This is a genomic window from Rhodopirellula sp. JB055 (assembly GCF_043100905.1).
Lineage (GTDB): Bacteria > Planctomycetota > Planctomycetia > Pirellulales > Pirellulaceae > Rhodopirellula.
This window is the reverse complement of record NZ_JBICHO010000121.1, coordinates 1-24,998: the sequence shown is the minus strand read 5'-3', so window position 1 is coordinate 24,998 and position 24,998 is coordinate 1. Positions and strand designations below refer to the sequence as shown.

The 24,998-nt window shown below is 56.3% G+C and carries 21 protein-coding genes and 1 pseudogene; 19 read left to right on the top strand and 3 right to left on the bottom strand.

Annotation, left to right across the window (positions count from 1 at the left end; genetic code table 11):
- The 4 genes from ACF8AM_RS05020 to ACF8AM_RS05005 form a co-directional block, all read left to right on the top strand.
- Positions 1-439 (top strand): MarR family winged helix-turn-helix transcriptional regulator (locus ACF8AM_RS05020; protein ID WP_392554579.1); only part of this gene is annotated, 439 nt, incomplete at its 5' end.
- A gap of 72 nt (positions 440-511) precedes the next feature.
- Positions 512-1,960 (top strand): YeiH family protein, encoded by a 1,449-nt coding sequence (locus tag ACF8AM_RS05015; protein WP_392554578.1) that lies wholly within the window; start codon positions 512-514, stop codon positions 1,958-1,960.
- Positions 1,957-2,208, top strand: coding sequence for a hypothetical protein (locus tag ACF8AM_RS05010; protein ID WP_392554577.1), 252 nt, complete (start codon positions 1,957-1,959; stop codon positions 2,206-2,208). The genes ACF8AM_RS05015 and ACF8AM_RS05010 overlap by 4 nt, the downstream gene beginning before the upstream one ends.
- 122 nt (positions 2,209-2,330) lie before the next feature.
- A complete protein-coding gene (locus ACF8AM_RS05005) occupies positions 2,331-2,777 on the top strand; it encodes a GNAT family N-acetyltransferase (RefSeq protein WP_392554576.1) in 447 nt (148 codons plus the stop codon).
- 73 nt (positions 2,778-2,850) lie between these two features.
- On the opposite strand, the gene ACF8AM_RS05000 is transcribed toward ACF8AM_RS05005, so the two are convergent.
- The gene (locus ACF8AM_RS05000; RefSeq protein WP_047816858.1) at positions 2,851-3,042 is read right to left on the bottom strand and encodes a hypothetical protein; all 192 of its coding nucleotides are present in this window, start codon (positions 3,040-3,042) and stop codon (positions 2,851-2,853) included.
- 383 nt (positions 3,043-3,425) lie between these two features.
- Here ACF8AM_RS05000 and ACF8AM_RS04995 point away from each other — a divergent pair, with 383 nt between their 5' ends.
- From ACF8AM_RS04995 to ACF8AM_RS04960, 8 genes are all read left to right on the top strand, one after another.
- Positions 3,426-4,982 carry an arylsulfatase gene (locus ACF8AM_RS04995; RefSeq protein ID WP_392554575.1) on the top strand — a complete coding sequence of 519 codons (1,557 nt, stop codon included), beginning with the start codon at positions 3,426-3,428 and terminating at the stop codon, positions 4,980-4,982.
- Between the two features lie 177 nt (positions 4,983-5,159).
- The gene (locus ACF8AM_RS04990; protein WP_392554574.1) at positions 5,160-6,119 is read left to right on the top strand and encodes an AAA family ATPase; all 960 of its coding nucleotides are present in this window, start codon (positions 5,160-5,162) and stop codon (positions 6,117-6,119) included.
- A 42-nt stretch (positions 6,120-6,161) separates the two neighbouring features.
- Positions 6,162-7,091: a DUF58 domain-containing protein gene (locus ACF8AM_RS04985; RefSeq protein WP_392554573.1), complete on the top strand. Its 930-nt coding sequence runs from the start codon at positions 6,162-6,164 to the stop codon at positions 7,089-7,091.
- Positions 7,091-7,600: a DUF4381 domain-containing protein gene (locus ACF8AM_RS04980; protein WP_392554572.1), complete on the top strand. Its 510-nt coding sequence runs from the start codon at positions 7,091-7,093 to the stop codon at positions 7,598-7,600. Before ACF8AM_RS04985 ends, ACF8AM_RS04980 begins: the two co-directional genes overlap by 1 nt.
- Positions 7,594-8,631, top strand: coding sequence for a vWA domain-containing protein (locus ACF8AM_RS04975; protein WP_392554571.1), 1,038 nt, complete (start codon positions 7,594-7,596; stop codon positions 8,629-8,631). Before ACF8AM_RS04980 ends, ACF8AM_RS04975 begins: the two co-directional genes overlap by 7 nt.
- Complete coding sequence (locus tag ACF8AM_RS04970; RefSeq protein ID WP_392554570.1) at positions 8,628-9,584, top strand: VWA domain-containing protein; 957 nt, start codon at positions 8,628-8,630, stop codon at positions 9,582-9,584. The genes ACF8AM_RS04975 and ACF8AM_RS04970 overlap by 4 nt, the downstream gene beginning before the upstream one ends.
- Positions 9,581-10,207 (top strand): tetratricopeptide repeat protein, encoded by a 627-nt coding sequence (locus ACF8AM_RS04965; RefSeq protein WP_392554569.1) that lies wholly within the window; start codon positions 9,581-9,583, stop codon positions 10,205-10,207. The genes ACF8AM_RS04970 and ACF8AM_RS04965 overlap by 4 nt, the downstream gene beginning before the upstream one ends.
- 227 nt (positions 10,208-10,434) lie before the next feature.
- A complete protein-coding gene (locus tag ACF8AM_RS04960; protein WP_392554568.1) occupies positions 10,435-11,739 on the top strand; it encodes a hypothetical protein in 1,305 nt (434 codons plus the stop codon).
- A 169-nt stretch (positions 11,740-11,908) separates the two neighbouring features.
- Here ACF8AM_RS04960 and ACF8AM_RS04955 read toward each other — a convergent pair.
- A pseudogene (locus ACF8AM_RS04955) lies at positions 11,909-13,382 on the bottom strand (carbohydrate porin).
- Between the two features lie 156 nt (positions 13,383-13,538).
- Between ACF8AM_RS04955 and ACF8AM_RS04950 the strand changes: the two are divergent.
- Genes ACF8AM_RS04950 through ACF8AM_RS04940 form a run of 3 tightly spaced genes read left to right on the top strand, consistent with a single transcriptional unit; the run spans position 13,539 to position 17,430 of the window.
- Positions 13,539-14,516, top strand: a complete 978-nt coding sequence (locus ACF8AM_RS04950; protein WP_392554567.1) for a hypothetical protein — start codon at positions 13,539-13,541, stop codon at positions 14,514-14,516.
- A gap of 17 nt (positions 14,517-14,533) precedes the next feature.
- The gene (locus ACF8AM_RS04945; RefSeq protein ID WP_392554566.1) at positions 14,534-16,468 is read left to right on the top strand and encodes a mu-protocadherin- cell-suface protein; all 1,935 of its coding nucleotides are present in this window, start codon (positions 14,534-14,536) and stop codon (positions 16,466-16,468) included.
- A 32-nt stretch (positions 16,469-16,500) separates the two neighbouring features.
- Entirely contained in the window at positions 16,501-17,430 is a 930-nt protein-coding gene (locus ACF8AM_RS04940) for an SHD1 domain-containing protein (protein ID WP_392554565.1), read from the top strand.
- A 39-nt stretch (positions 17,431-17,469) separates the two neighbouring features.
- On the opposite strand, the gene ACF8AM_RS04935 is transcribed toward ACF8AM_RS04940, so the two are convergent.
- Positions 17,470-18,873 (bottom strand): DcaP family trimeric outer membrane transporter, encoded by a 1,404-nt coding sequence (locus tag ACF8AM_RS04935; RefSeq protein ID WP_392554564.1) that lies wholly within the window; start codon positions 18,871-18,873, stop codon positions 17,470-17,472.
- Positions 18,874-19,513: 640 nt separating this feature from the next.
- Between ACF8AM_RS04935 and ACF8AM_RS04930 the strand changes: the two genes are divergently transcribed.
- The 4 genes from ACF8AM_RS04930 to ACF8AM_RS04915 form a co-directional block, all read left to right on the top strand.
- Positions 19,514-20,920, top strand: coding sequence for a hypothetical protein (locus ACF8AM_RS04930; RefSeq protein WP_392554563.1), 1,407 nt, complete (start codon positions 19,514-19,516; stop codon positions 20,918-20,920).
- 277 nt (positions 20,921-21,197) lie between these two features.
- Positions 21,198-22,670 (top strand): cardiolipin synthase, encoded by a 1,473-nt coding sequence (cls, locus tag ACF8AM_RS04925; protein WP_392554562.1) that lies wholly within the window; start codon positions 21,198-21,200, stop codon positions 22,668-22,670.
- Positions 22,671-22,727: 57 nt separating this feature from the next.
- A complete protein-coding gene (locus ACF8AM_RS04920) occupies positions 22,728-24,146 on the top strand; it encodes an APC family permease (protein ID WP_392554561.1) in 1,419 nt (472 codons plus the stop codon).
- 36 nt (positions 24,147-24,182) lie between these two features.
- Positions 24,183-24,998 (top strand): bestrophin family protein (locus ACF8AM_RS04915; RefSeq protein ID WP_392554560.1); only part of this gene is annotated, 816 nt, incomplete at its 3' end.

The window sequence follows — 24,998 nt, the reverse complement described above, 5'->3', positions numbered from 1 at the left end:
GGTGCGCACCGGCGACCAACTCGACAACCACTTGGCACGCTTCTTTCGCCAACACGACATGACCTTCTCGCAGTACAACCTGCTTCGGATCTTGGACATTGAAGATCGACCGCTGACCTGCAGTGTGATTGGCGATCGTCTGGTTCAAGTGGTTCCGGCCGTCACGGCGTTGGTTGACCGATTACTGAAACGCAATCTCGTCACGCGAGAACGATCTGAAACCGATCGCCGCACCGTCCATGTCGCGATCACCAAGGAAGGCCGCAAACTGGTCACGCCAATTGTTGAACACCTTCGTGAACTCGAACACGAAGTCATGAGCGAACTGAAACGTCGCGAACAAAAGGAATTGATCCGATTGCTGCAACTGGTGCGAACCAGCATGAACAAAGCGGTGGAACGCCGCACCAGCGACTCGCTTTCCAGTTCCGGTCTCTGACCAAAAATTCGCGACGCTGGTCGCTCTTCTTCTCGTTTCCCCTCCCCCAACTCCTACCCACCTATCCCACCAATGAGCACCAACTCCCCTTCTTCCGAGAACATCGACACGGAATCCGCCGCCGATGACTCGGCCATCGCCCTCCCACCACGGCCAAGTCTTTGGAAAGACATGACGACCAACGAAGACTGGTGGGCAATTTGGTGTGCCGTCCTCTTGCTAATCCTCTCTTTCGCGGCCGTTTGGATTGGCCAACCCGAAGGACTGAGCGAGAGCGTCGCGGCAGGTGAATCGGTGAGCGTCACCAGCCCACTGAAGCCCTTCCTCGCGAAACCTGGCAAGTGGACCGACAACCCGCTCGACGCGATCTCATCGACTTGGCAAGGCATCCTCGGTGTCTTCTTGGTCATCTCAGCCCTGTTCGCTTTCGCCAACCAAATGCGAGGTAAATCCGCGTCGGCGTTCTTGACCGCTTTCCCGATCGTGTTCCTGCTGGCAACGCTGGCGTACTGGATGTCCGGGCAATCGGTCGTCAAAGCCTACAACTTGGAATATGCCCTGTGGGCGCTCTTGGTTGGACTGATCATCAGCAACACGATCGGTACACCTGACTTCCTACGACCAGCGATCTCGACCGAGTTCTTCATCAAGACCGGTTTGGTATTACTCGGTGCAGAAGTCTTGATGAGTCGCTTGCTCGCACTGGGATTGCCGGGCGTGTTCGTCGCTTGGTTGGTCACGCCTTTCGTCTTGATCACGACATATTGGTTCGGGCAAAAGGTTTTGAAAATCAAATCCAAATCGCTCAACATGGTGATCTCCGCCGATATGTCGGTGTGCGGTGTATCCGCCGCGATTGCGACCGCTGCTGCTTGCAAAGCGAAGAAAGAAGAGCTGTCTCTTTCGATCGGATTGTCGCTGGGATTCACCGTGATCATGATGGCGGTCATGCCCGCCGTGATCACGGCCGTGGGAATGGATCCCATTCTCGGCGGTGCCTGGCTGGGCGGCACAATCGACTCCACCGGCGCCGTGGCCGCTGCCGGTGCCGTGCTGGGTGACGAAGCACTCGAAGTCGCGGCCACGGTGAAGATGATCCAGAACATCTTGATCGGTGTGACCGCGTTCTGCGTGGCGATCTACTGGGTCACGTTTGTGGAACGCGATCCCGCAGGTCCGAAGGTTGGGATTTCCGAAATCTGGTACCGCTTTCCGAAGTTCGTGCTCGGTTTTGTCTCGATGTCGATCCTGTTCTCGGTCCTGTATTCCTACATGACCAACGGTCCCGAACTCATCAACGCGATGATTGGTGGCTCCACCAAAACGCTTCGCGGATGGTTCTTCTGCTTGGCGTTTGTCAGCATCGGATTGGAAACCAACTTCCGCCAATTGCTGCCACAACTCAAAGGCGGCAAGCCGCTTGTCCTGTACGTGTGCGGTCAGTCACTCAACTTGATTATGACGTTGGTGATGGCTTACTTGATGTTCAAAGTCGTCTTCGCTGACACGGTGTCACCATGATTGCTCGTCAACGTTGTTACCGGATCGGCGGGCTGGCTGGATCGATTGCACTGCTGTCAATCATTTGGCTGGTCGTCCTTCCCGCGTACGCTCGCCAGCCCGAAATGCACCAGCATTTGAAATGGCTGGATGACCGAGGCATTGACCCCAGTGCCATGTACTACACGGAACTGGACGTCATGGATGACATTCTGGCAAAGCACCGGCTGGTAGAACTTCGCCAAGCAAGCAATCGCCCCGAGCGTTAATGTTGGCTGCATCGGCAGAAATTAAAACCAAGGCCGAACCTTCGAGGTTCGGCCTTTGTCACTTTCGCCGTATCGCATCGAAGCCGGTCTTGGGTGCCACGACGCTTGCAACCTTCCACGGAATGAATCCAGTGATACGCAGCTACGAACCCACGGACCTGGACGAATTACTCGACGTTTGGATGTCAGCCTCCGAAGTAGCTCATCCGTTTCTCAGTCCCGAGTTTCTTTCGCAAGAACGCGAAAACATTGCGACGATCTACCTTCCCAACGCAGAAACTTGGGTCTACGAAGTGGACGGAACGGTCGTTGGATTTTTGGCTCTGCTGGGCAATGAAGTCGGCGGCATCTTTGTTGCCCCGACGCATCAGAAACGCGGCATCGGTAGGCAACTCATGGATCATGCCGTTTCGCTTCGCGGCAACCTGGAACTGGAAGTCTTCGTCGACAATTCCATCGGTCGCGGTTTCTACCAACGCTACGGATTCGTTTCATTGGAACAGAAACCGCACCCACCATCCGGACACCCCATCCTGCGTTTGCGATACGCCCCCCCAGCGCCCGCGTGACCGTTTCAGCTCGATGGCCCATGGTGATCAGCAAGACGTAAGATCCCAAGCAACAACAAGCCTGCTGCTTCGCTTAGGTGAAATCACCTTTCTCGTTGCCCTCGTCGTCGTAGCGAATGAATGCGAAGTACACGAACGAAACCGGCAAACATGGCAACAACAGCAGGTAATACCAGGACACAAAAATCGAGAATGCAAAGATGATTGAGACGAACACGATCCACACGATTTTCGTGTCTCGCCACAACCCTTGGAATTGTCCCATCGTTTTTTTCACTCACTGGTGTTGCTAGGTGACTCTCATCCACGAGGCACGTCGGGAATCCGTTGCAGACTGACTCGAGGAGCATGATCGTCCCGAAAACCGATCCTCTCAAGATGATCCGCGGGCAGACTCACCCCGATTTATACGCTCCTGCACGCGTTTTTAACACCATCGTCGCTGGGCCGATCAACTCGCCTCTGAAGTTTCTCGTGAGGGGTGAACGTGGAATCGGTGCCGAATCACCGCCGTTCTTGTTCTGCAGAGAAAGAAAAAAAGAGTTCGTGAAATCCCCTCGATTAGGTTGCCTACGGATTGCCTGGCCCCAACAATGCGAAATCCTCGGCCTCTCGTCTCTTCCATTCCAACATCTTCGGAGCCCCTCGATGCCCTTCTTCTCAAGACTCCTCTTCCTGGTGGCGGCGGCTCTCCCCGCCTTGTCACTCCAAGCTCAGGAAAAACCCAATATCGTTGTCATCTGGGGCGACGACATTGGTGTCCACAACATCAGTGCCTACAACCACGGAGTGATGGGTTATCGAACGCCTAGCATCGACAGCCTTGCGAAAGAAGGCGCGATGTTCACCGATGCTTACGCTCAGCAAAGCTGCACCGCTGGACGAGCCTCGTTCATCCTCGGCCAGCATCCATTCCGCACCGGATTGCTGACCATCGGCATGCCAGGTAGCGAACACGGAATCCCCGACTGGACACCAACCATCGCCGACGTGTTGAAAGAACAAGGCTACACGACCGGCCAATTCGGTAAGAACCACCTGGGCGACCGAGACAAACACTTGCCCACCAACCACGGTTTCGATGAGTTCTTCGGAAACCTCTATCACCTCAACGCAGAAGAAGAACCGGAGACCTACTATTACCCGAAAGATCCCGAATTCCGAAAGAAGTATGGACCTCGCGGGGTCATTCACTCGTTCGCCGACGGACGCTTGGAAGACACGGGACCACTGACCAAGAAACGCATGGAAACGATCGACGAAGAAGTTCACACCAAAGCCATGGACTTCCTCGAACGAGCCACCAAATCAGAGAAGCCAGCGTTTCTTTGGTACAACTCGACACGCATGCACGTGTGGACTCACCTGAAAAAAGAATCGCAAGGCCGAACAGGCATCGGGCTGTATCCCGACGGAATGGTCGAGCACGACGACTATGTCGGCAAAGTGCTTCAGAAGATCAAAGATCTGGGCATCGAAGACAACACGATCGTGGTCTACAGCACTGACAACGGCGCTGAAACGTTCAGTTGGCCCGATGGAGGCATCACCCCATTCCATGGTGAAAAGGGCACGACTTGGGAAGGCGGTTTCCGTGTTCCATTGTTGGTTAAATGGCCCGGCGTGATCGAGCCCGGAACGGTCTACAACGACATCATTTCGCAAGAAGATTGGATGCCCACTTTCGCAGCCGCGGCGGGCGAGCCCGACTTGGTCGAAAAGATGAAAAAGGGTTACAACGCCAACGGAAAAGAATTCAAAGTTCACCCGGATGGCTACAACTTCTTGCCCTATTTCAAGGGTGACGCCAAAGAAGGTCCCCGCAAAGAGATCTACTACTTCGGACAAGGCGGCGACCTGAACGCGGTTCGCGTCCAGAACTGGAAGATCCACTTCGCGACCGTCGACGGCAACATCGCCACCGGCACACGAGAAATTCCGGGCTGGCCGTTGATCATCAACCTTCGCGCCGACCCTTATGAAAAAATGTGGAAAGAAGGCACGCTGGGTTACTTCCGCTGGTACGCCGACAACATGTGGACCTTCGTCCCCGTGCAGAACTACATTCAACAGTTCATGGCAACCATTCCGAAATACCCAAGGCAATCGGGATCCAGCCTGAACGCGGCTGGCATCAACTATCAAACGTTGAAAGCCCAAGAGTGGATCAAGAAACTCGAACAAGTATCGCCGCCACGGAATTAGGTCGGCTTTTGTTTGCCACGCTCGGCCAAAACCTATCCGCCGAGCCACGAAACTCTGCATCAACGGCCTCACCCCACTCTTTGGGCGAGGCCGTTTTTCATGGGGTCCACACCGCCGTGTTGCGATGTGCAAACCCGGCCACTACAAACAATCTTTCTTCTCCACTGGAACAATTGCATGACGCCGCGGGAAACCATCCAGCAAATCTCCGACGCGATGAATGCGGCCGTCATTGGCCAGCAATCTGTGGTGGAACGAATCTTGGTCGCCTTGCTGGCCAAAGGTCATGTCCTCATGGAAGGCCTGCCCGGGACCGCGAAAACCCGCTCGGTTAAAACGCTGTCGAATCTGGTCGACAGCCAATTCGGACGCATCCAGTTCACACCCGATTTGTTGCCATCGGATGTCACGGGATCAGAAATTTATCGCGAACAAAACGGTACCTTTGAATTTCAAGAAGGCCCGATTTTCGGCAACTTGATCTTGGCCGATGAGATCAACCGAGCTCCCGCCAAGGTCCAATCGGCTCTCTTGGAGGCGATGGAAGAACGGCAGGTCACGGTCGCATCGCAAACACACAAACTGCCAGAACTGTTCATGGTGCTGGCCACCCAAAACCCAATTGAGCAAGAAGGAACTTACCCACTGCCCGAGGCGCAGATGGATCGTTTCATGCTCTACGTGCGAGTGGATTATCCCGAAGACGCAGACGAAACATCGATCCTGAAATTGGTTCGAGGCGAAAAGACCGGCGCGACCTCTGCGGCGAACGAGGCGGTCTCGCAGCAGTTGATCTTCGACGCACAGAAAGAAGTCGGTGCGATTCATGTCGCTGACTCCGCGGAAAAGTACATCGTCGATTTGGTCATGGCGACACGGCACCCGGATCGCTACGAAGGGGACCTGCCAAAATGGATTCGGCTTGGTGCCAGCCCTCGTGGAACACTGGCACTCGACGCGGCGGCACGGGCCCATGCTTGGTTGGCCGGCCAAGACTTCGTTTCACCCGACAACATTCGTGCGATGGCACCGGCTTGTTTGGCTCACCGAGTTCACTTGACCTACGAGGCGGAAGCCGCCGGTGTGACTCGCACGCAAGTGATCGACGCGTTGCTGAAGCACGTGGTCCCTGTCTGATCGAGTTTGCTTTCGATTGCCCGCTTTGAACGTAGGTTTCCCATGTCCGCCCGAGTCACCGTCACGTTTCAAGATCTGCTGCAATGCAAGGCGGATGCGCGCGGGTTCTCGCTTCTGCCTCGTCAACCAGTCGGATCGCTGCTAGCCGGACGCCACGCGTCGCGGCTTCGCGGCCGTGGGCTGTCGTTTGAAGAACTTCGTCAATACCGACAGGGCGATGACATTCGCCAGATGGACTGGAAGGCAACCGCACGTCTGCGAGCGCCCCACATCCGAGTTTACAGCGAGGAACGCGAACGACCGGTATTGATGCTGATCGATCAACGCACACCAATGTTCTTTGGAAGCCAACGAGCAATGAAATCCGTTGCGGCCGCCGAATTGGCCGCGATGGGTGCTTGGCGCTCACTTGCCAGCGGCGACCGCGTCGGCGGATTGGTCTTCAATGAAACCGAAATCGCGGAAGTCCGCCCGCACCGCAGCCAGACTCGAGTCCTGAACCTGCTGCATCAAATCGTTCGGCTGAATCAAAAACTGGCTGCACCATCGCCCACGCCGACGACACCATCCGCCGCATCACCGATCACTTTGAATCAAGTTCTCGAAAACGCATCCCGAATCGCTCGTCATGATCACTTGGTGATCTTGATCAGCGACCTCGATGGAGCCGACGAAGAAACCAGTCGCCTCGTGACTCGGATCGCCGCTCACAACGACGTGCTTGTCACGGCGGTCTACGACCCGCTTGGCATTCGATTGACCGGTGCCCCTGGCATGCTGGGCAGCCATGGCGGACGAACCTGGGAGATTCCGGACCACAGCTCCTTCCCTGAAGATTTCCAGGCAGCGTTCGGGCAAGTCCTCTCGCACTGGCGAAGTGTCTTTCGTTCCCTGCAAATTCCATTGATGCCGCTTTCCACGGCCACACCTGTCGCGGAGCAAATCCGGGTTCTCTTTGGGAACACCGCGTGATGCAAAGCACCGACCCAACCAGCCTCGATCGGCTGAACGACATCGTGGTGCCCACACCGGTTCCCTGGTGGCCACTCGCGCCGGGATGGTACGTGCTGTCTGCCATTCTGTTGACAGCGGGCGTTTGGTTGGCATGGAAAAACTGGCAAAATTGGAAAGTGAACGCCTACCGCCGCGAAGCGATCCGCGAACTGGAATCCGCAAACACGGCCGGTGCGATCTCGGAACTGCTCCGCCGCACTGCCCTGGCAACCACCTCGCGATCGAAGCTAGCTGCGATGACAGGCGACCGCTGGCCAGAATGGTTGTCGGAACAAATTCCAACCGAGTCCGCTGAATCGCTTTCTCCAACCGTTCACGAACAATTGGCAACTGCAGCCTATCGCGACACCGAGACCGAATCACTGGATGAGCTAAGAGCATTTGCCGCCACTTGGATCACTCAGCATCCATCCACTTCGCCAAATTCGGCCGATTCCAACACCACACGTGAGGAACGATCATGTTGACGTTTGCCTACGCTTGGTGCTTCTTCCTTCTGCCGCTGCCTTGGTTGGTGCGACTGTTCTTGCCGCCCAAGCAACGCCACCAAGTCTCCGTCCAAGTTCCCTTCGGCGATCGCTTGCAACAAGTCTTGGGTGGCAAGCATTCCAACAGCACCCAACCGCAAACGTGGCCTCGACGTGCGTTGGCGGTTGCCATTTGGGCATGCGTGTTGACTGCCGTTGCGAGACCTCAATGGCTGGAACCTCCTATCACAAAAGAGATCCCAACACGTGACCTGTTGCTACTCGTTGATTTATCGGGCTCGATGGCACAAGAAGACTTCCAGAATGATGCTGGCAAAAAGGTTTCGCGAATGGATGCGGTCAAGGAAGTCCTCGACGGCTTCCTAGCGAAACGCAAAGGCGATCGAGTCGGCTTGGTCGTCTTCGGCGATGCCGCTTACCTGCAGGCTCCGTTCACAACCGACCTGCAGCTATCGCAGGAGCTTCTCGACGAATGCGAAGTCGGCATGGCTGGACCACGAACCGCGTTTGGTGATGCAATCGGATTGGGCGTCAACTTGTTCGACGAAGACGCCGAACGAGCCAAAACGATCATCGCATTGACCGACGGCAACGACACCAAAAGCAAAGTCCCTCCGGTCGAAGCCGCTCGTGTCGCAACTCAGCGAGACATCAAGATCTACACCGTTGCCATTGGCGACCCAACCACCGTCGGCGAAGACAAGCTGGACGAACAAAGCCTCAAAGACGTCGCTTCGGAAACCGGCGGCAAGTACTTTTTCGCCGCGGACCGAGAGCACTTGGCGGGGATTTATGACGAGCTCGACAAGATTGAAACACAGACCATCCAAACCGTCAGCCACCGCCCACGCACCGATATCTACTATTGGCCGCTTCTGATCGCATTGCTGCTGTCCATGTTTGAAAAAGCCATCGCAACCTGGCGAGGCCGACGTCACACAACTCCCGCTGAACAAGACCGAAGGATCCACGTCAATCCGATCACCGGCGAGATGGAGGTGGCGGCATGATCGATGCATGGAACGCGTTGCACTTCATTCGCCCGGCTTGGGTGCTGCTGATTCCAGTCGCAGTCGGCTTGGCATGGGTTTGGCATCGCAACCACGATCCACTTCGAGGTTGGCGACCCCAAATCGATTTGGGTTTGCTCGACGCTTTGGCCCACCGAAGCGGACCGTCTTCGAAACACTGGTGGCAGAACCTTCCATCGGTCACTTGGTTGCTGGCGGGATGGATCGTCTGTGTCATCGCGATCGCGGGTCCCACTTGGCAAGTGGAAGACAATCCGTTTGCCCAGGACGCTCAACCCTTGATCATTTTGATGAAAGCGGACGAGACCATGGCATCGGCCGCACTCACGACCACGCCGCTGGAACGAGCCACTCTCAAAATCGCCGATCTGGCCGAGGCACGCCAAGGCGACCCATTGGGTTTGATTGCTTACTCCGGATCCGCTCACACCGTGTTGCCGCCCACCGAAGACACCGCGGTCGTCGCCGACATGGCCGCCGAAATCAGCCCCGCCATCATGCCCGTCGCGGGCGATTCACTTGACCAAGCGATCACCGAAGCGGGTCGTTTGATCAATCGCGAAGAAGGCGGTGCGACGTTGTTGATCATCGCGAACCAAGCCAGCGTCGATCCCAAACGAGTCGCCGCGGCTCATCAAGCGATCGGCTCACCACCCATCGAAATTTTGAGTCTGCTGCCGGAGGATTCTCAAGAGACCGCATCGCTTCAGGCCATCGCGAAAACGCTCGGCGGCACTCGGGTTCCACTGACCGTCGATGATCAAGACATCCAGTCAATCATCCGGTTCGCAGAACGACGTTCAACATCGGGCATCGCGGGACAGAGCGATCGCTGGCAAGAATCGGGTTATTGGCTCTCACCGTTGCTCGCGGCCATGGTGGCATTGTCTTTTCGCCGCGAACGCACCTCCAACGAGGATGCCTCCCAATGAAAACTTGGCTCATTCTCGGCGTGATCGGTTGGTCGACTTGGTGGTGGACTCCCGACCAACTTGGCCAGCGACAAATGAAGCAGAAACAATACACCGATGCGGCCAACGCATTTGATGATCCGATGTGGCAGGGCGTCGCTTGGTACCGCGCCGGTGAATTCAAGTCCGCCGCACAATCCTTTTCACGAGCGTCCGGCCCCGAGGCAAAATTCAACCTGGGCAACTGCTGGTTGATGCTGGGAAAATACGACCAAGCAATTGCCAGCTATGAAGACGCGTTGACGCAACGCACGGATTGGACGGAAGCCCAGCAGAACCTGGACCTCGCAAAGGCACGAAAAAAAGCGACCGAGTCCAAAGGCGGCGACGCCGGAGACCAACGTCTCGGTGCCGACGAGATCGTGTTCGACAAAGACAAGCAGAAGGACGAAGGACAAGACACCGAGATCACCGCAGAACAAGCCGTGAACGACGCCTCTGTGCAAGCGGTGTGGCTGCGGCAGGTGCAAACCAAGCCCGCTGATTTCTTGAAATCGAAGTTCCGCTACCAAATGGCCAATCGAGACCAGGAATCCCAAGACCAACCCCTCGAAGCGAAGACCAGCGAAGGAGGAGAACCATGACCGCTCCTTCGCAACATGCTTTTGGTGCCAAACCACTTCGTGTTCTTGCTGGGCGGCGTCACTTGCGTGAGCGGCAAGGCGCTAGCCGCCGGCTTCCCACGGTGTACCGGCGGCTAGCGCCCTGCCGCTCACAAACTCGCCAACTGGCTACGGCAATTCGAATGGTAGCGGCAGGGCGCAAGCCCTCCGGTAACACACCGGGCGGCTCGCGCCGCTCCGCTAAAAACATGTTCAAACAGTTCCATCGCGTCTCAGCTACCTGCCTAGCGTTGGCACTCTGCCTGGCCGTTTCCCCAGCCATCGCCGAGGACGAACCCCGACCAGTCACGATCGATGTCCCCACTCCGAAGGCCTGGGTGGGACAACGTCTGCCGTTCTACGTCAAAGTCCGTGCGCCAGGATCGTTCGTAGGTGCGACTTCGTTTTCGCTGCCACAGATCCCCCGAACCGTGATCCTTCAAGTCGGTTCGCCCGTGGTGTCCTCCGAGGATGTCGGTGGCGATTCCTGGTTCGTTCAAACTCACGAATTCGCGTTGTATTCGCAAGCCTTTGGCACAGTCAAAATCCCCGCGTTCGAAGTCCGCTACGCCAACCGAGACGGTTTCACCGGACCAGCGACCGACCACACTCAGCAGACCTCGGAAGTGACCGTCGAGATCCAACCACCACCGGACTACGATCCCAACGTTTTCCTGGTCACCGCTGACCAAATCGACGTTCAAGAGACCTGGGATCCACCACCGGGTGACGCCAAACAAGGTGACGTGATTCACCGAACCATCACGCAAAAAGCCGACCAAGTCTCCGGGATGGTTCTCGCCCCACCGCCGACGAACGTTCCCGACGGCATCCAGGTCTACGTCAAATCTCCGCAAGTCACCGACAAAACGGAACGCGGTGAATTTCTGGGCGAACGAATCGACACGGTGACGTATCAATTCAAAGGTTCCGGAACACTCACCTTGCCCGCGATCCGGTATGTATGGTGGAACCCGAACGACGAATCCTATGGCTCACAAACCTTGCCGGAGGCCACCTTCGATGTCGCTGCTGCACCTCCGCCGCAACTCGCAACGGTGGAAGATCCCAACTGGCAACCGTTGGCATGGACGATCTCGACCATCGGCGTACTGGCCGTCTTGGTCGCGACGCAATTCAACCGAATCGCATCCTGGTTGCGTTCGCTGAAGCTTCGCCTCAATCCGCCTGACCGTGTCGCGGCTCGGAAACTCGTGCGAGCGTGCCATGCAAACAATGCCCGCGCGGCTGAGACCGCTTGGAACCAGTGGCTCAACACACAACCCGAGCTCGCAGCTCTCCCCAATGAGCTAAGTTCAGCGGTCCTGGAATTGCAGCGATTGCTCTACAGTCACACTGCCGCGACAAACTCCGCTCCATCGAACAAAACGCAAGCCGATTCAGCCTGGAAAGGCGAGTCGCTTGCCCGAGCGTTTCAGCTACACCTGCACCAGCGGCGTTCCAAGCACCACGCGCCCGAGGAACACTTGCCGCCTCTCAATCCCATCGCTTGAGAGTATTTGTGCAGTTTCGAAGCCCTACGATCGCAAACATCAATTCACCCTCCCAAACGCAGTGAGTGAGGGTCGGAAAGCGAGCGGTCAGCGAAATTTTCGGGGAGGGCACTCCGCGTCACCAGAAACTGCACCGTTTCATACCGGATGGGTTTGACATCCTGCCTTCTCAGAACGCAATGTTCATCCGAAGTCCCAACAGGTACGCATCCGCGACTTGCTCGCGAGCTTGATCAATCCACTGGAAGTCAGGTGTCACCGAAATCGATTCGGTCAACTGACTGCGATAAAAGACTTCCACGCCCTGCGAGTCGCCGATGGGCCCCAGGGCTCCGACCAGCAAAGGCCCGATCTCGTCGCTCGTTCCGCTGTAGTAATACCCCACACCAAACGTGTCCCCATCGCGAAGCGGACTTGCACCGCCCAGACCAGCACTGAGCAGATAACTGATCGGGTTCGTGTCGCTGTCGGCGATTCCGGCTCGGGCAAAGTAGCCCCAATGCCGTGATGAATCGCATGGGTCCACCCACAACGCTTGGTCCGTGTTCCAGTACACCGACCATGAGTCGGACGCCCGATTGATCGGCACATTGGGCAGGATGATCCGGGGATCCTGTCCCAACGAAACATACTCGCGACTGCTCCAAGAAGCCCCTACCAATTGATGCCCTGGCGTCCCCAACCAATCGGTCGCCACTCGCATTTCAGCCGACACGACGACTCCATCGGCGAACAGTTCATCAAAGCCGTCGGAATCGGCGGTGTCGGTTGGGTTCATCACCAAGAAGTTAAAAGCCGGCTCACCTTCGTCACCCATCACAATGAAACCGCAACCTAGCGACGCATAAGGAACCGATCGCAACACGATGGGGTTGGCGATGAACGCCACATTGGAAAACTGGGTGATGCCTCGACCGCTCGCGTAAGCATTGGTGTCACCATCGAGCGTGTCCAGTTTGCCGGCGTAAACCGCGAAACGTTCGGACAAAAACTGCGTGAACAGCACGTTGGTCAAATACAAACTCTCGCTGTCCGCAACTGGCAGATCGGCGGCCAAGGTCGGTGGCAAAATCACGCCCGCTGACTCACCAATGCTTTGGCCAAATCGGTGCTCCGCCCGCAGCTTCAAAAACAACCCTTCGTGGACACCGAGTTTTCCAAGGTCCATGTTGGCCACATAGTCCCCGTGGCCTCCATAGCGACTCGTCTCATCCAACCCGCCGCTGACCGTCCCGAAATAGTATTGTGTGAGATTGTTTGAAAACGTGATCCCGCTCTCAGCGAAACAGTCGCGAATCTGCCTGCAGAAACATTCATCTGCCGCGCAGGCGTTTGTCCCGCAAGCCCCGCAGCACCCTGCCTCGTCACACAACAACGAATCACACGCTGGTGCATCACACGCAAACAAGGAGGAACAATTGTCCACCTGAGCATGTGAGACCTTGGCGTCAGAACCCACCAAAATGAAGAAGGCACAAAGAAAGATCGTTCCGATGGGAAGGTTCCGCGAAGATCGGCTTCGGTCCATCGGGGTGCCTCGAAATCAAGGGAAAACTGACTTCTGAATCCAAACAATTCACACCCTCCTTTTCGGTTGTCCCCGCCCCCGAACCTTCTCTTTCCTGGCCCGCGAGCAGGAACACTTCAAAATCCTCCCTGGAAGGCCAAGTTCTGCGGATTATCTGGTTTTCAACAGAAGCAATTCATCTCTCGACTCTCTAAGATATGGGGGACAATCGTCGACTTCGCTGGACTCGATCTGCCCTCTCTTCCTCATCTTCCGGCTGGAACATTCAAACATGAACACAGGCCCAACACTGCTGCTTGGTGCATGCCTCACTGCAGTGATCTTCGGATCCGCGACTCCCAGTCTCGTTGCTCAGGACAACCAACCCACCGTGGCGGACCCCACGTCGACGCCCGCAGTTCGTGAACGATTGAAACAGTACACCGATGCGTTCAACAACCGAAATTTTGAGTCGTTGAGTCAGTTTTTGGCGTCCGACGTTCGCTACCAGGATACATCCTCAGGACGAGAGGCCCAATCCGCTACGGAAATGATCGACCTGATCCGCGCCGCCGTCACTGCCGAGCCGACATTGAAACTGAGTGCGACCATCGATTCGGTTGAACAGAAGGAATCCAACTTGGCGACGGTGCGAGGCACGACCACGCTGTCTTCGGATCAAGCTCCCGAAGAAGTTTCCTCGTTCGAAATCACTCTTTCGAGACCCGCCGCCGAATGGGTCATCACCTCAGTGATCGAAACTTCAACCGAACTGAGCGAACCAGCCAACCCGATCGAGTCGCTTGAGTGGCTGGTTGGGACGTGGAAGGAAGAGGGCGACGAGGGTCTGCACAGCAACATCAAGTTCGTGCCCGGCAAACGATTCTTGCTTCGCACGTTTCAGATGGGATCTGACGCCGATCCCATCGGCTACGAAATGATTGGTTATGACCCAAAATCGAACCGCGTGAAATCGTGGACCTACTTTGCCGACGGCAGTTTTGGCAACGGCTACTGGGCGGGAGAAGAAGACCACTGGCGGATGGAAATGACCCAGACGCTCATCGATGGCGGGCAAGCCACCGCGACGTGCATCGTTCGTCCCATTGATCATGACACGATGACCGTTCGCATCATTTCGCGAGTCGTCGATGGACGGCCTCTGCCCAACGGCAAAGCCGTCACACTCAAGCGTCAAACAGACACCGACATCACACCAAGCATTGAACCTTCCGCCAACACCCCGACCCCACCGGGAGCCAACCAATGAATCTATCGAGCAATTCAATGCAGCCGTTGCGATGGTTGTCGGTCTGTGTCGCCATGTCCATCAGTATCATCTTGCTGCCAACTTTGGAAGCGGGCGGATTTGGAGGCCGGGGAGGCGGCGGAGGCGGCCGTTCGTTTGGAGGCGGTGGAGCGAGACCCAGCATGGGTGGCGCTCGGCCAAGTATGGGTGGCGGTGCGAGCTTCAACCGCGGAAACATGGGCGGCAACTTCGGAGGCGGCAACCGCATGCCGACCCGCCGACCTCAAACCAGCATGCCACACGTGGGCGGCAACAACTTCAGCCGCCCAAACATCAGCTCCCCCAATTTCAACAGTCGTCCCAGCAGCAGTCGCCCCAACCTGGGATTGCCAAACACCAGCCGCCCAAGCATTCCCAGCACCGGAACGCGCCCCTCCCGCCCAGATATATCCCGTCCCAACATATCCCGTCCCAACACATCGCGGCCCGACCTCTCTCGTCCAGGATCGAACCGACCCGGAAACACTCGCCCCGGAGGCAACCTATCAGACCGCCCCAGCCGACCGAGCACCCTGCCTGGCAACCGTCCAGGAACAGATCGACCGAACACGGGCCGTCCCAGCCTGCCGGGCGGAAATCGTCCTGGCGGTGACCGCCCTAGTCGCCCCGGCGGATCAAACCGGCCCGACATGCCCGACTTTGGAAAACTCCCCAGCGGCCGTCCATCCGCTGGAGACATCGGGAACTTTTTGGGGCTCGATGGACCTCTGCGCCCAGGAGGAAGTGAACGTCCCAGCCGCCCCGGTAGCGGAGACCGCCCAGGCAACGAAAACCGCCCAGGACTCGGAAACCGTCCTGACGCTGGCGACCGACCAGGAAACGGGGATCGGCCTGGAATTGGAAACCGACCCGGCAGCGGCGATCGGCCCTCTTTCGCGGATCGTCCCGGCGCCGGAACACCTCCCGGAACGGGCAACCGCCCCGGTCTCGACCACCGCCCCAATCCCGGTGATCGCCTGCCGCCCAACCGTCGTCCTGACATCAACATTGGCGACGTGAACATCGGCAACAACAACATCATCAACAACAAAATGGGCTGGGCCAACCTCGATCGCAATCGAGTCAACCAGATCAACAATCGATGGCAAAACCGACTGACCAACGTCAGCAATTGGCCAGCCATTCCGCCACATCGTTATGACCATTTCCATCGCTGGGGAAACCAAGTTCGCCGCCACTGTCGCTATCGCGGCTTTGGTCCCAGTTGGTGGGCACGCCATCCCTTCCGCTTCTGCGGTTGGCACTACTTCTATTCGTTTCGGTACTACCCCTACACGTACTGGTGGAGCACACCGACTTATCCCATGGTCACCAATTGGTTCACATGGAGCACTCCGGCTGCATCGGTCCAGCAACCGGTCTATTACGATTACAGCAGCGAAGGCAACGTGACCTACCAAGACAATCGCGTTTACATCGGCGGTGAAGAAGTGGCGACGGCCGAAGAGTTCGCACAAACGGCAGCCGACCTCGCGACCGTAGAAGCTCCTGAAAACGAAGCAGCCGCTGAAGAATCCGAATGGCTTCCTCTGGGAACCTTCGCACTAACGACCGATGCCGATGATGTCGACCCGGACCGAATCGTCCAGTTGGCCGTCAACAAAGAAGGCATCGTGTCGGGAACGATCCACAATCAAAAGACCGACGAAACACAGGCCATTCAAGGCCAAGTCGACAAGCAGACTCAGCGAGTTGCGATGCGAATTGGCGAAAACGAAGATATCGTTGCGGAAACCGGTCTCTATAATCTGACCCAAGATGAAGCGTCCGTGCTGGTTCACTTTGGAACCGAAACCCAAGACACTTACATGCTCGTTCGCTTGCCCAACCCTGAAGATTCTGAAGAGCCGGCAGATTCAAACGACGATTCATTGACCGAGGAATCGGATAATTCATCGAACGACAACAACTGATCCTTTCTCAATTACTTGAATTAGACCACATCATGTTCCGTCACTTCTTACTTGTTGTCGCGGTCCTTTCGACCGCTTCGTTTGCCAGCGCCAAACCTCGTACCTGGACCAGTGCCAACGGTGCCTACAAATTGGAGGGCGAACTGATTGGATCGAACGACACCACGGCGATCTTAAAACGTCGTGGTTCGGGCCGCCTTGCTGCGGTCGAGTTGCAAGACCTGTCGGACGAAGATCGCGAATTCGTCACGAAGTTGACCAAAGAGCGATCCTCCGACGACGACCTCGAGATGCACACTTGGACGTCTCGCGAGGGACTCAAAATCCGTGCAAGAATTCTGGCTTACGGAAAAAAAGAATACACGCTGGATCGCAAACTGGGCGCAGTGACCATCAACGGCAAAGCGTTTTCAACGTTTGATCCACTGCACCAAAAACTCATTCTTCGAGTTCTTTCCGTCCTCGAAGACACATCCTTGGAAAAGGAATCGAACCTCAACCAATTCGTGGCCAGTTTCAAGGGTCAACCAAAGTCCTACACCCTCGAAGGCGTGCTGATGGAACTGGCTTCCGGCGACCAAATTGCAGTCCCGTTTTTCATGTTCAGCGAAAAGGATCTCGAGGTCCTACAAGCTGGCTGGGAAAACTGGAAGAAGTACCACGAGGACGACGAAGCCCGAGCCCGTGAAAATTTGATGATGCGGTCTGAGGCGTCACACTACCAACAATCCATGGCTCAGCAGCAACAGCGTCAACAGCTCGAAGTGCTCAAGTTCAACATGGCCGCCGTTCGCACTGGGCTGACTTCGATTTGGGAAGTCCGAATTGCGCCCAACCCTGGGGTCTACGGCCGGCCCACCAGCGTCATGGTGAGCGCCCGAGACAGCCTGACCGCAACCCAAATGGTGCTGCCTAACTACCCGGGTTACTTCATGGTCGGCGTACGCAAGTTCAGCTACTGATTCGGCCTCGACGTCGTTGACGTGACACCACTTGGGTGCTCAGGGCAGATAAAAGCCAACTGTCATCTGCACCCGAGTCGCATCGGCTTGGTTACCACTTTGGTTCTCTCGCATCCCATACAAATACTCCGCACCCACAAACACCCGGTCGATCGGATTGTGGATCAAGTTCACAGCGAGGTAATTGGTTCGACGCAGATCGGTTGGATCCTGGCCGACAATGGGATCCAGCCAAAGTTCACTGTACGTCAAATTGGACGTCCATTGATCGTTCCAAACATGTTTGCCCCCGATCATCCATCCAAACATTGGCGAAATTTCGGCGGTGGTCGGACCAGTGGACACCACGTCCGGTGACCCCCGATAGCTGCCGATCCCTTCCCCAAACGTGATCTGCGAATATACCCGCGTGTCTTCCAACACCTTGGCGGATCCGGTGAAGTTGAACCCCCATGCGGTGTCCGTGATCACCGGATCCCCGACCGGCTGAAACCCAAGTTCCCGGATCACAAAAGCGGCTTGGAAATCGCCTCGATCTCGCTCCAGTTTCAAATGAGTGATCACATCGGGTGATTCCGTTCGCCCTTCCCCCATCACACCGATCGGAACATCGATCTCGATGCGTGGGTCCTCCAGCGACACCGCCCAAGACCAACCGAAATCGCCCAGTGGCAACTCCAACCGCACCAACCCTTGCCGTCGGTTCACATTCGAAACGGCCCCTTCAAAGTCCAACGTTTGCGGAACAGCGGATGGATGCGTGAAGGTGGTCCATGTCTGTCCCGCAGTGACATACCCCATCGTCCCATAAGCGTGACGCAACCTCAATGATCCGTTGCCACCGTCTTCCCCACCGAAGAAGTCCGCTTCCACATAAGCCCGAACCACCTCCTGTTGGACTTTCCATCGGGTATCAAAGCTCAGGCGTGAGGACCGCGCGTGGAACCGCGAATTCTTGCGATCCGTAGCCCCAACTGGAATCTCACTGGTATCAAAGGAATCAATCGAGTCGATCGGATCAAAGTCGGAGATGAAATCCGCTTTGACAAACCCGCCTATCTTCAATGCCACATCATCACTGAGCACCACAATCCCACGATTGAAATCCGGGAACGCGGTGAAGTTGTTGGGCTGCTGATCCCCCCTCGACTGATCAAACGATTCGCTTGTGAACGATTGCTGCATCGAACGATCCAGCGTGATCGCGTCCACCTGATCGAACACCTCCGTCACAGGCGACTCAATCGCGTCCAAACTTTCATTGAATTCAGAAAACTGAGCCAACAACAACGGCTCATCAAATGGATCGTCTGCCGTCCGCAATAGTGCCGCAAGACTTTCGTCTGCTCGCCCAGGCACAGCGAGAACACATGCCAGCAGGGCGAAGAGAATCAACCCGAGCGCGAGGTCAAAGAACAGTCGTGCCGAATTGCTGAAAATCATGCGACTTGTTTCGCTACGTCTCCATCCCGATCTTGCTCAACGCGGTGCGTTTCACGATGCCCGACTCTCGCCCGTCATTTGCGTATCGCCACCTACACGAATTGCTCCTCCGCCTGCTTTTGAGTTCGTCACTCACCCTGACAAACTTGAACGATTCTTCCGGATCTGCGGACCGCAAACGCAGACACGAAACACCGAATACCTCAGCCCTATCAAGCGCCTTCGCAACCGCGATCGGTCTCATCTCGGCACTGTTGTTGGTGTGTTCGACGAGAACAACGTCTTGCGGTTCAACCCGACCAGCACGCGGCACGGGCGAGCCCCACCAATCCAGGTAAGACGCTGGCATGACGCTCAAGGTGATCGGCGTCCCTGGAGATTCCAGCATCCGTGCTGAACAACGGGAAAAACGACGCATTTTCGGTCCGAATCCAGCTCAATGAGGCTGATACCCACCCACTGCCCGACGGTGCACAAGGGCACCCCGCTGTCTATACTGGCGGCGTCCCAACTGCCGGATTTCCGATTCTGTTTTTCATCCGTGCGAAAAGTTGGATGAACGTCCTGCTCGAATCGCTCCGCGGATCGACCCTTTGATCCACCTCCTTTGATGCACTGAGTTTGAACCATGCGAACGCTGATGAATTTGGGCCCTGCGATGGCCTTTGCCCTTTTATTCTCACTTTCTTCATCTGTCGTTCATGCAGAAGAAAAAGCCAAGATCGAACTGTTGCTCGATCGCTCGCCCGCGCCTGGAAATGCCATTGGCTACGTCAACGTTCCCGCTCTGAACAAACTGATGAAAGACGCGGGCTTTTCCCCCGCTGCCTCGTCGAAAGTCACGGAAGTTTGGTTTCTGGCCGATTTGGATATCGGAAACTTGCGTCCCAAATGGGAAGCGGGCTATGCCGTCCTCAGTCAACCTGTCGATGCAAAGAAACTGGCGGATCGTTTGGGTGGCTACGTAGACAACGTGGTCAATCACGATGTCGTCCACACTCCCAACCAAACGTACTTCGTCCCTGGTAAAGACCATCCGGAACGCTTGGGCATTCTTCGCCCAACCGATCGCTCCCTCCTGGCAGGTTGGTTGACACCCGTGATTGACGTGAAATACACGCCGTTCCTCAGCGCTCACGCCAAGCAACCTGAGTCCTACCTTTCGTTCATGTTGGCGATTGATCTGGACAATGTCCTCTCACCCATTCCACTGAAAACCCGCCTGACGGGACTTCAATCGCTGAAGTCCAATACACCGGAATCCGTCGCCGGCACTCTCGCATCCATCCAAGGCTGCAGCATCATCGTTGGCCGACGCAGCCTCAATGAATGCATCGCCAAGTTCGAGTTCTCCAAATCACCATCATCACTGAAGTTGATCGCCCCGGAACTGTTGGCCGAAATCCTTCAACGCAACGGAACCGACGCACCAGAAGTGAAACAATGGAAGGTGTCGATCGACGGCAATTCTCTCTCGCTCAAAGGACCGATCACCCAATCCAGCCTCAGTGGTTTGATGGGAATCTTCAGCTTGCAAAGCCAAGCTCAGCAGGCCGCCGCACGTGCCAGTTTGTCCGAACAAAGCGAAGAACAACGAATCGCTTACGAGTCCAAGCACTACTTCGATGAAGTCAACTCCATCATCGAACACACACGCGATCACAAATCGCAAACCGCTGGTGCGATGGCAAAATGGAGCGACCAACGAGCACGTCAAATCGATGAACTCGGCACGCTCAACGTCGACCCTGACATGATTCAGTACGGCACCAACGTCGCCGAACTGCTTCGCGGCAATGCCTTGAGTGTTCGACAAACCAACATCGATGCCGGCAAAGTCAAAGCCAGCCAGAGCCTGGACACAGGCTATTACAACGATGGATACGGTTACTACAACACCAACAGCACCACGGACTACCAACGGGTCACCAGTGCGATCGCCCAAGGCAACGCCTACGGCAATTACCGCGAGGCGCTCAACCAGATTGACAAACTGACAGCCGCCATGCGCCGCGACATGACCCAGAAGTACAAGATGCAGTTTTAGGAAATGAGGCAGAAATAGGTGGCATAGGCTTCCAACCATTGATGGCGCGGAAGACATGCTGAAAGCCTATACCACACCCTCTGTCCGACGCTTATTCTTCGCTCGTTGCTAAGCAACAAATTGCCTTCTTTCGACACTCCTCGAGCCGATCGACACCCAGCTTCACCGGGTGATGTCGATCGGCTTTTTCGTTGTCGTTGAACAACGTCTTGCAAGCATTCGCTACCCGATCATGCCCCCGCACCTCTGCGGCACCTGATATCAAAATTTTCTGCAAATGGATCTCGAACAATATTTTCGATTTCACGTCGATGCCATTTCAATTGGCTTGGTCGCACACATTGTCATCGAAGCAGTGACAATCATTCGCGTGATGTCGCGACCACATCGTGAACCAGCCTCTCGAGTTGCTTGGGTCACGATCATCGCAGCGGTACCATTCGTAGGCGTGCTCCTATACATGCTGTTCGGCGAAACCAACATCGGCCGTCGACGGATGCAGCGGATGAAACAAGTCATGGAACGCTTGCCTCCGATGCCCGATATCAACCCAGATGAATCTCGACACACGCTGCCGAATGTTCCCGTTCGATACCAACATCTGTTTCGAATGGGTGAATCCATCAACGGGTTTGAAGCGATTGGCGGAAACTCTGGAACACTGATGGACGATTCCAATGCGGCCATTGATTCGATGGTCGCGGACATCGACCGAGCCCAAGACCATGTTCACTTGCTGTTCTACATTTGGTTGCCCGACAACAACGGCCTGAAAATGGTCGAGGCACTCAAACGGGCGGCGAAGCGCGGCGTGACCTGCCGCGCGTTGGCAGACGACCTGGGTTCGCGAACCATCATTCGGTCGACTCATTGGAAAGACCTGCAAGAGGCGGGCGTGCATGTTGCCAGAGCTTTGCCAATCGGCAATTTGATGCTTCGGGCTCTCCGCGGACGCATCGACCTTCGCAATCACCGGAAGATCGTGGTGATTGACGGAACGATCACGTACTGCGGCAGTCAAAACTGCGCCGACCCTGAATTTCGAGTCAAACCCAAGTACGCGCCATGGGTTGATGCCGTGATTCGATTTGAAGGCCCTGTCGTTCGTCAGAACCAAGAACTCTTCGTCGCCGACTGGATGTCGTGCACGCCCGACGACCTCACGGGCCTGCTCAATCAACCGCTTCCCGACACGGGACCTGGGTTCCCTGCCCAAGTCATCGGAACCGGTCCAACGATTCGCGACTCGGCCATGCCAGAAGTCTTTGAAACACTCTTCCACACGGCTCGTCGCAAGCTGACGATATCAACGCCGTACTACGTCCCCAACGAGTCCATGCAACAAGCTCTTTGTGCGGCAGCGTGGCGAGGCGTCGAAACAACCCTCATCATGCCAGCCAACAACGATTCGCGAATCGTCGGCGGAGCGAGCCGAAGTTACTACGCAGGATTGCTCGAATCCGGCGTTCGCATTCACGAATACACCGGTGGGTTGCTGCACACGAAATCCGTGACACTCGACGACGAAATCACCTTGATCGGTTCCGCCAACATGGACCGCCGCAGCTTTGACTTGAATTACGAGAACAACATTTTGTTCCACGATCCGCAACTCACCGCAGACGTCTTCGCACGGCAATGTGCCTACATCGAGCAATCCAACGAAATCACGGCGGAGGCGGTCGCCGAGTGGTCGCTTCCTCTCCGTTTGTGGAACAACGTGCTGGCAACGCTGGGCCCGATCCTTTGAGCTTCCGCACACCCCTGCGGGTGATTGCGGTTCCGTAGCGATGAAGTCCTCCCGCGATTGGACTACATTAGCGGCCACCGTCCCAATCGATTTCGTTCCCAGCTTCCGTCGGGAACCAATCGAGCTCGGAACCATCACTACGAAAGCAGTCGTTTGAGCGGCAAATACGGATTCTGGACCCTCGCCTTCCTGGTCATCGCCAACATGATCGGCGCTGGCGTGTTCACAACGTCCGGGTATTCCTTGGCCGATCTGGGTTCGCCCGAACAAGTCCTCTGGGCATGGCTGGCAGGCGGAATCGTGGCCGTGGCTGGTGCGATCAGTTACGCGATGCTGATTCGTGTCATGCCGCACTCGGGCGGTGAATATCTTTTTCTTTCACGGGCTGCCCACCCGTTGCTGGGCTATGTTGCCGGTTGGGTTTCACTGATCGCAGGCTTCTCTGGTGCGATCGCGTTCGCCGCCACGGCGCTGGAAGGCTACTTGTTGCCAGAGGACCTGCGTCCCGAATGGATGCCTGCTGGCATCGTCACCATCATGGCAATTGTTTTGGCAGGATTTTTCCATGGCCTGCACCCGCGTGTCGGGGCCGCCACCCAGAACATTGCTGTCAGTGTCAAACTGGTACTCTTGGGAACGATCCTGGTATTCGCCGCCTACCAATGGTTCAGCGGTGACTTGGTTGCCAGCAGCCCGGCGCCGCAAACGTCGACCGATGCCACCGCGTGGTCACACTGGACCGCCTTCGCCGGAAGTCTGGTTTGGATCTCGCTGAGTTACTCCGGTTTCAACGCGGCGGTCTATGTGGCTGATGAAGTGGTCGATGCCAAGCGAGTCGTTCCCCGCGCATTGGTCTTCGGCACCTTGGCAACAACGGTCCTTTATCTCTGCCTCAACGCGGTGTTTGTCTTCGCGCCTCCAATGGAAAGCATTGTTGGCAAAGCGGACGTGGCCGCCATCGCCGCAGCCAGTCTGGGCGGCAACGGCTTTGCACACTTCGTCCGCTGGACAATCGCGCTGTGCTTGTTGACCTCCGTGCTCAGCATGATGATGGCCGCTCCTCGCGTGTACGCGAAAATGGCGGACGATGGCATGCTGCCGGCCTGGATGCGTTTTCGCGGTGAGGCCCCGTTTGCCGCGACGGTGGTGCAGATCGTGGTGGCCGTCACGCTCGTTTTGATTTCTGATCTGCAAGGATTACTTTCGTATCTTGGCCTGACATTGTCATTGTCCGCGGCGTGTTCGGTTTGCTGTTTATTTCTTCCATCGATTCGCAACTCGCCCAACGCGGCGCCCGCTCATTGGTTGATCGCACCAGCGTTCTACATTGCCGCCACAATTCTCTCCGCCGCCATCATGACGATCAATGATCCCAAACAATTGATCGCGACTGGGCTCACCTTTCTGGTGGGTGGAACGATGTATGCTCTGACGACTCGCCGCACCACCGACCAAGCTCCGCGCAGCTCCAACTGACCCCCATCCGAGCATTCCCTTTGCTGGTTTGACGCCTTGTTAGTTCGCCCACGTATTCCTTGGAGTCGCTTGGCTCAAGCGATTTGGCCGGTGGCCACCTTCTCAATGGTCTATTCGCTTGCGATATCGGCGGTGGACTACTGGGCACCACTGGATGCATACGAATTGCCGCCTGGTGTCGCCACTTTCCCAGGCACCTTCCTTGGCATCGTGCTCGCATTCCGAACCAATTCCAGCTATTCCCGGTGGTGGGAAGCTCGGATCCTGTGGGGGCGTATCACCAATGACTCCAGAACATTTGCCCGGCAACTGATTAGCTTCACGAAGCCTTCGAACTCCGCGGGTGACAACAGCGAAATGATACGCCGCATCGTCCATCGACACATTCACTGGTGCCACACATTGGCTGCGTCGTTACGAGACGAAGACGTGTCCTCCAATCTCGAAGGAAAGGTCGCGTCCAACGAACTGCAGATGTATCTTCAATGCCGCAACGCAGCGAATCGAATTCTTCTGCAACAAGCCATCGACCTACAGCAACTCCACCAGTCTGAAACGCTGGATCGATGGCAAGCCTTGGAACTGGATCGCAGCCTTCGCCGTCTGACCGATCACATGGGCGGTTGTGAACGCATTCGTCATACACCGTTCCCACCGATGTACGCGATGCTCATTCACTATCTCGTGTTTGCGTTCATCATCAGTCTGCCATTTGCACTTTTGGAAATGCCTGCGTTGGGACTGATCGCCTTCACCGTCCCTGTCTCCATTGTCTTCCTGGCAATGGAGAAAGTCGCTCAGGTTCTCGAGACACCGTTTGCCGACACGCCCTCGTGCACCCCCATGCTGACC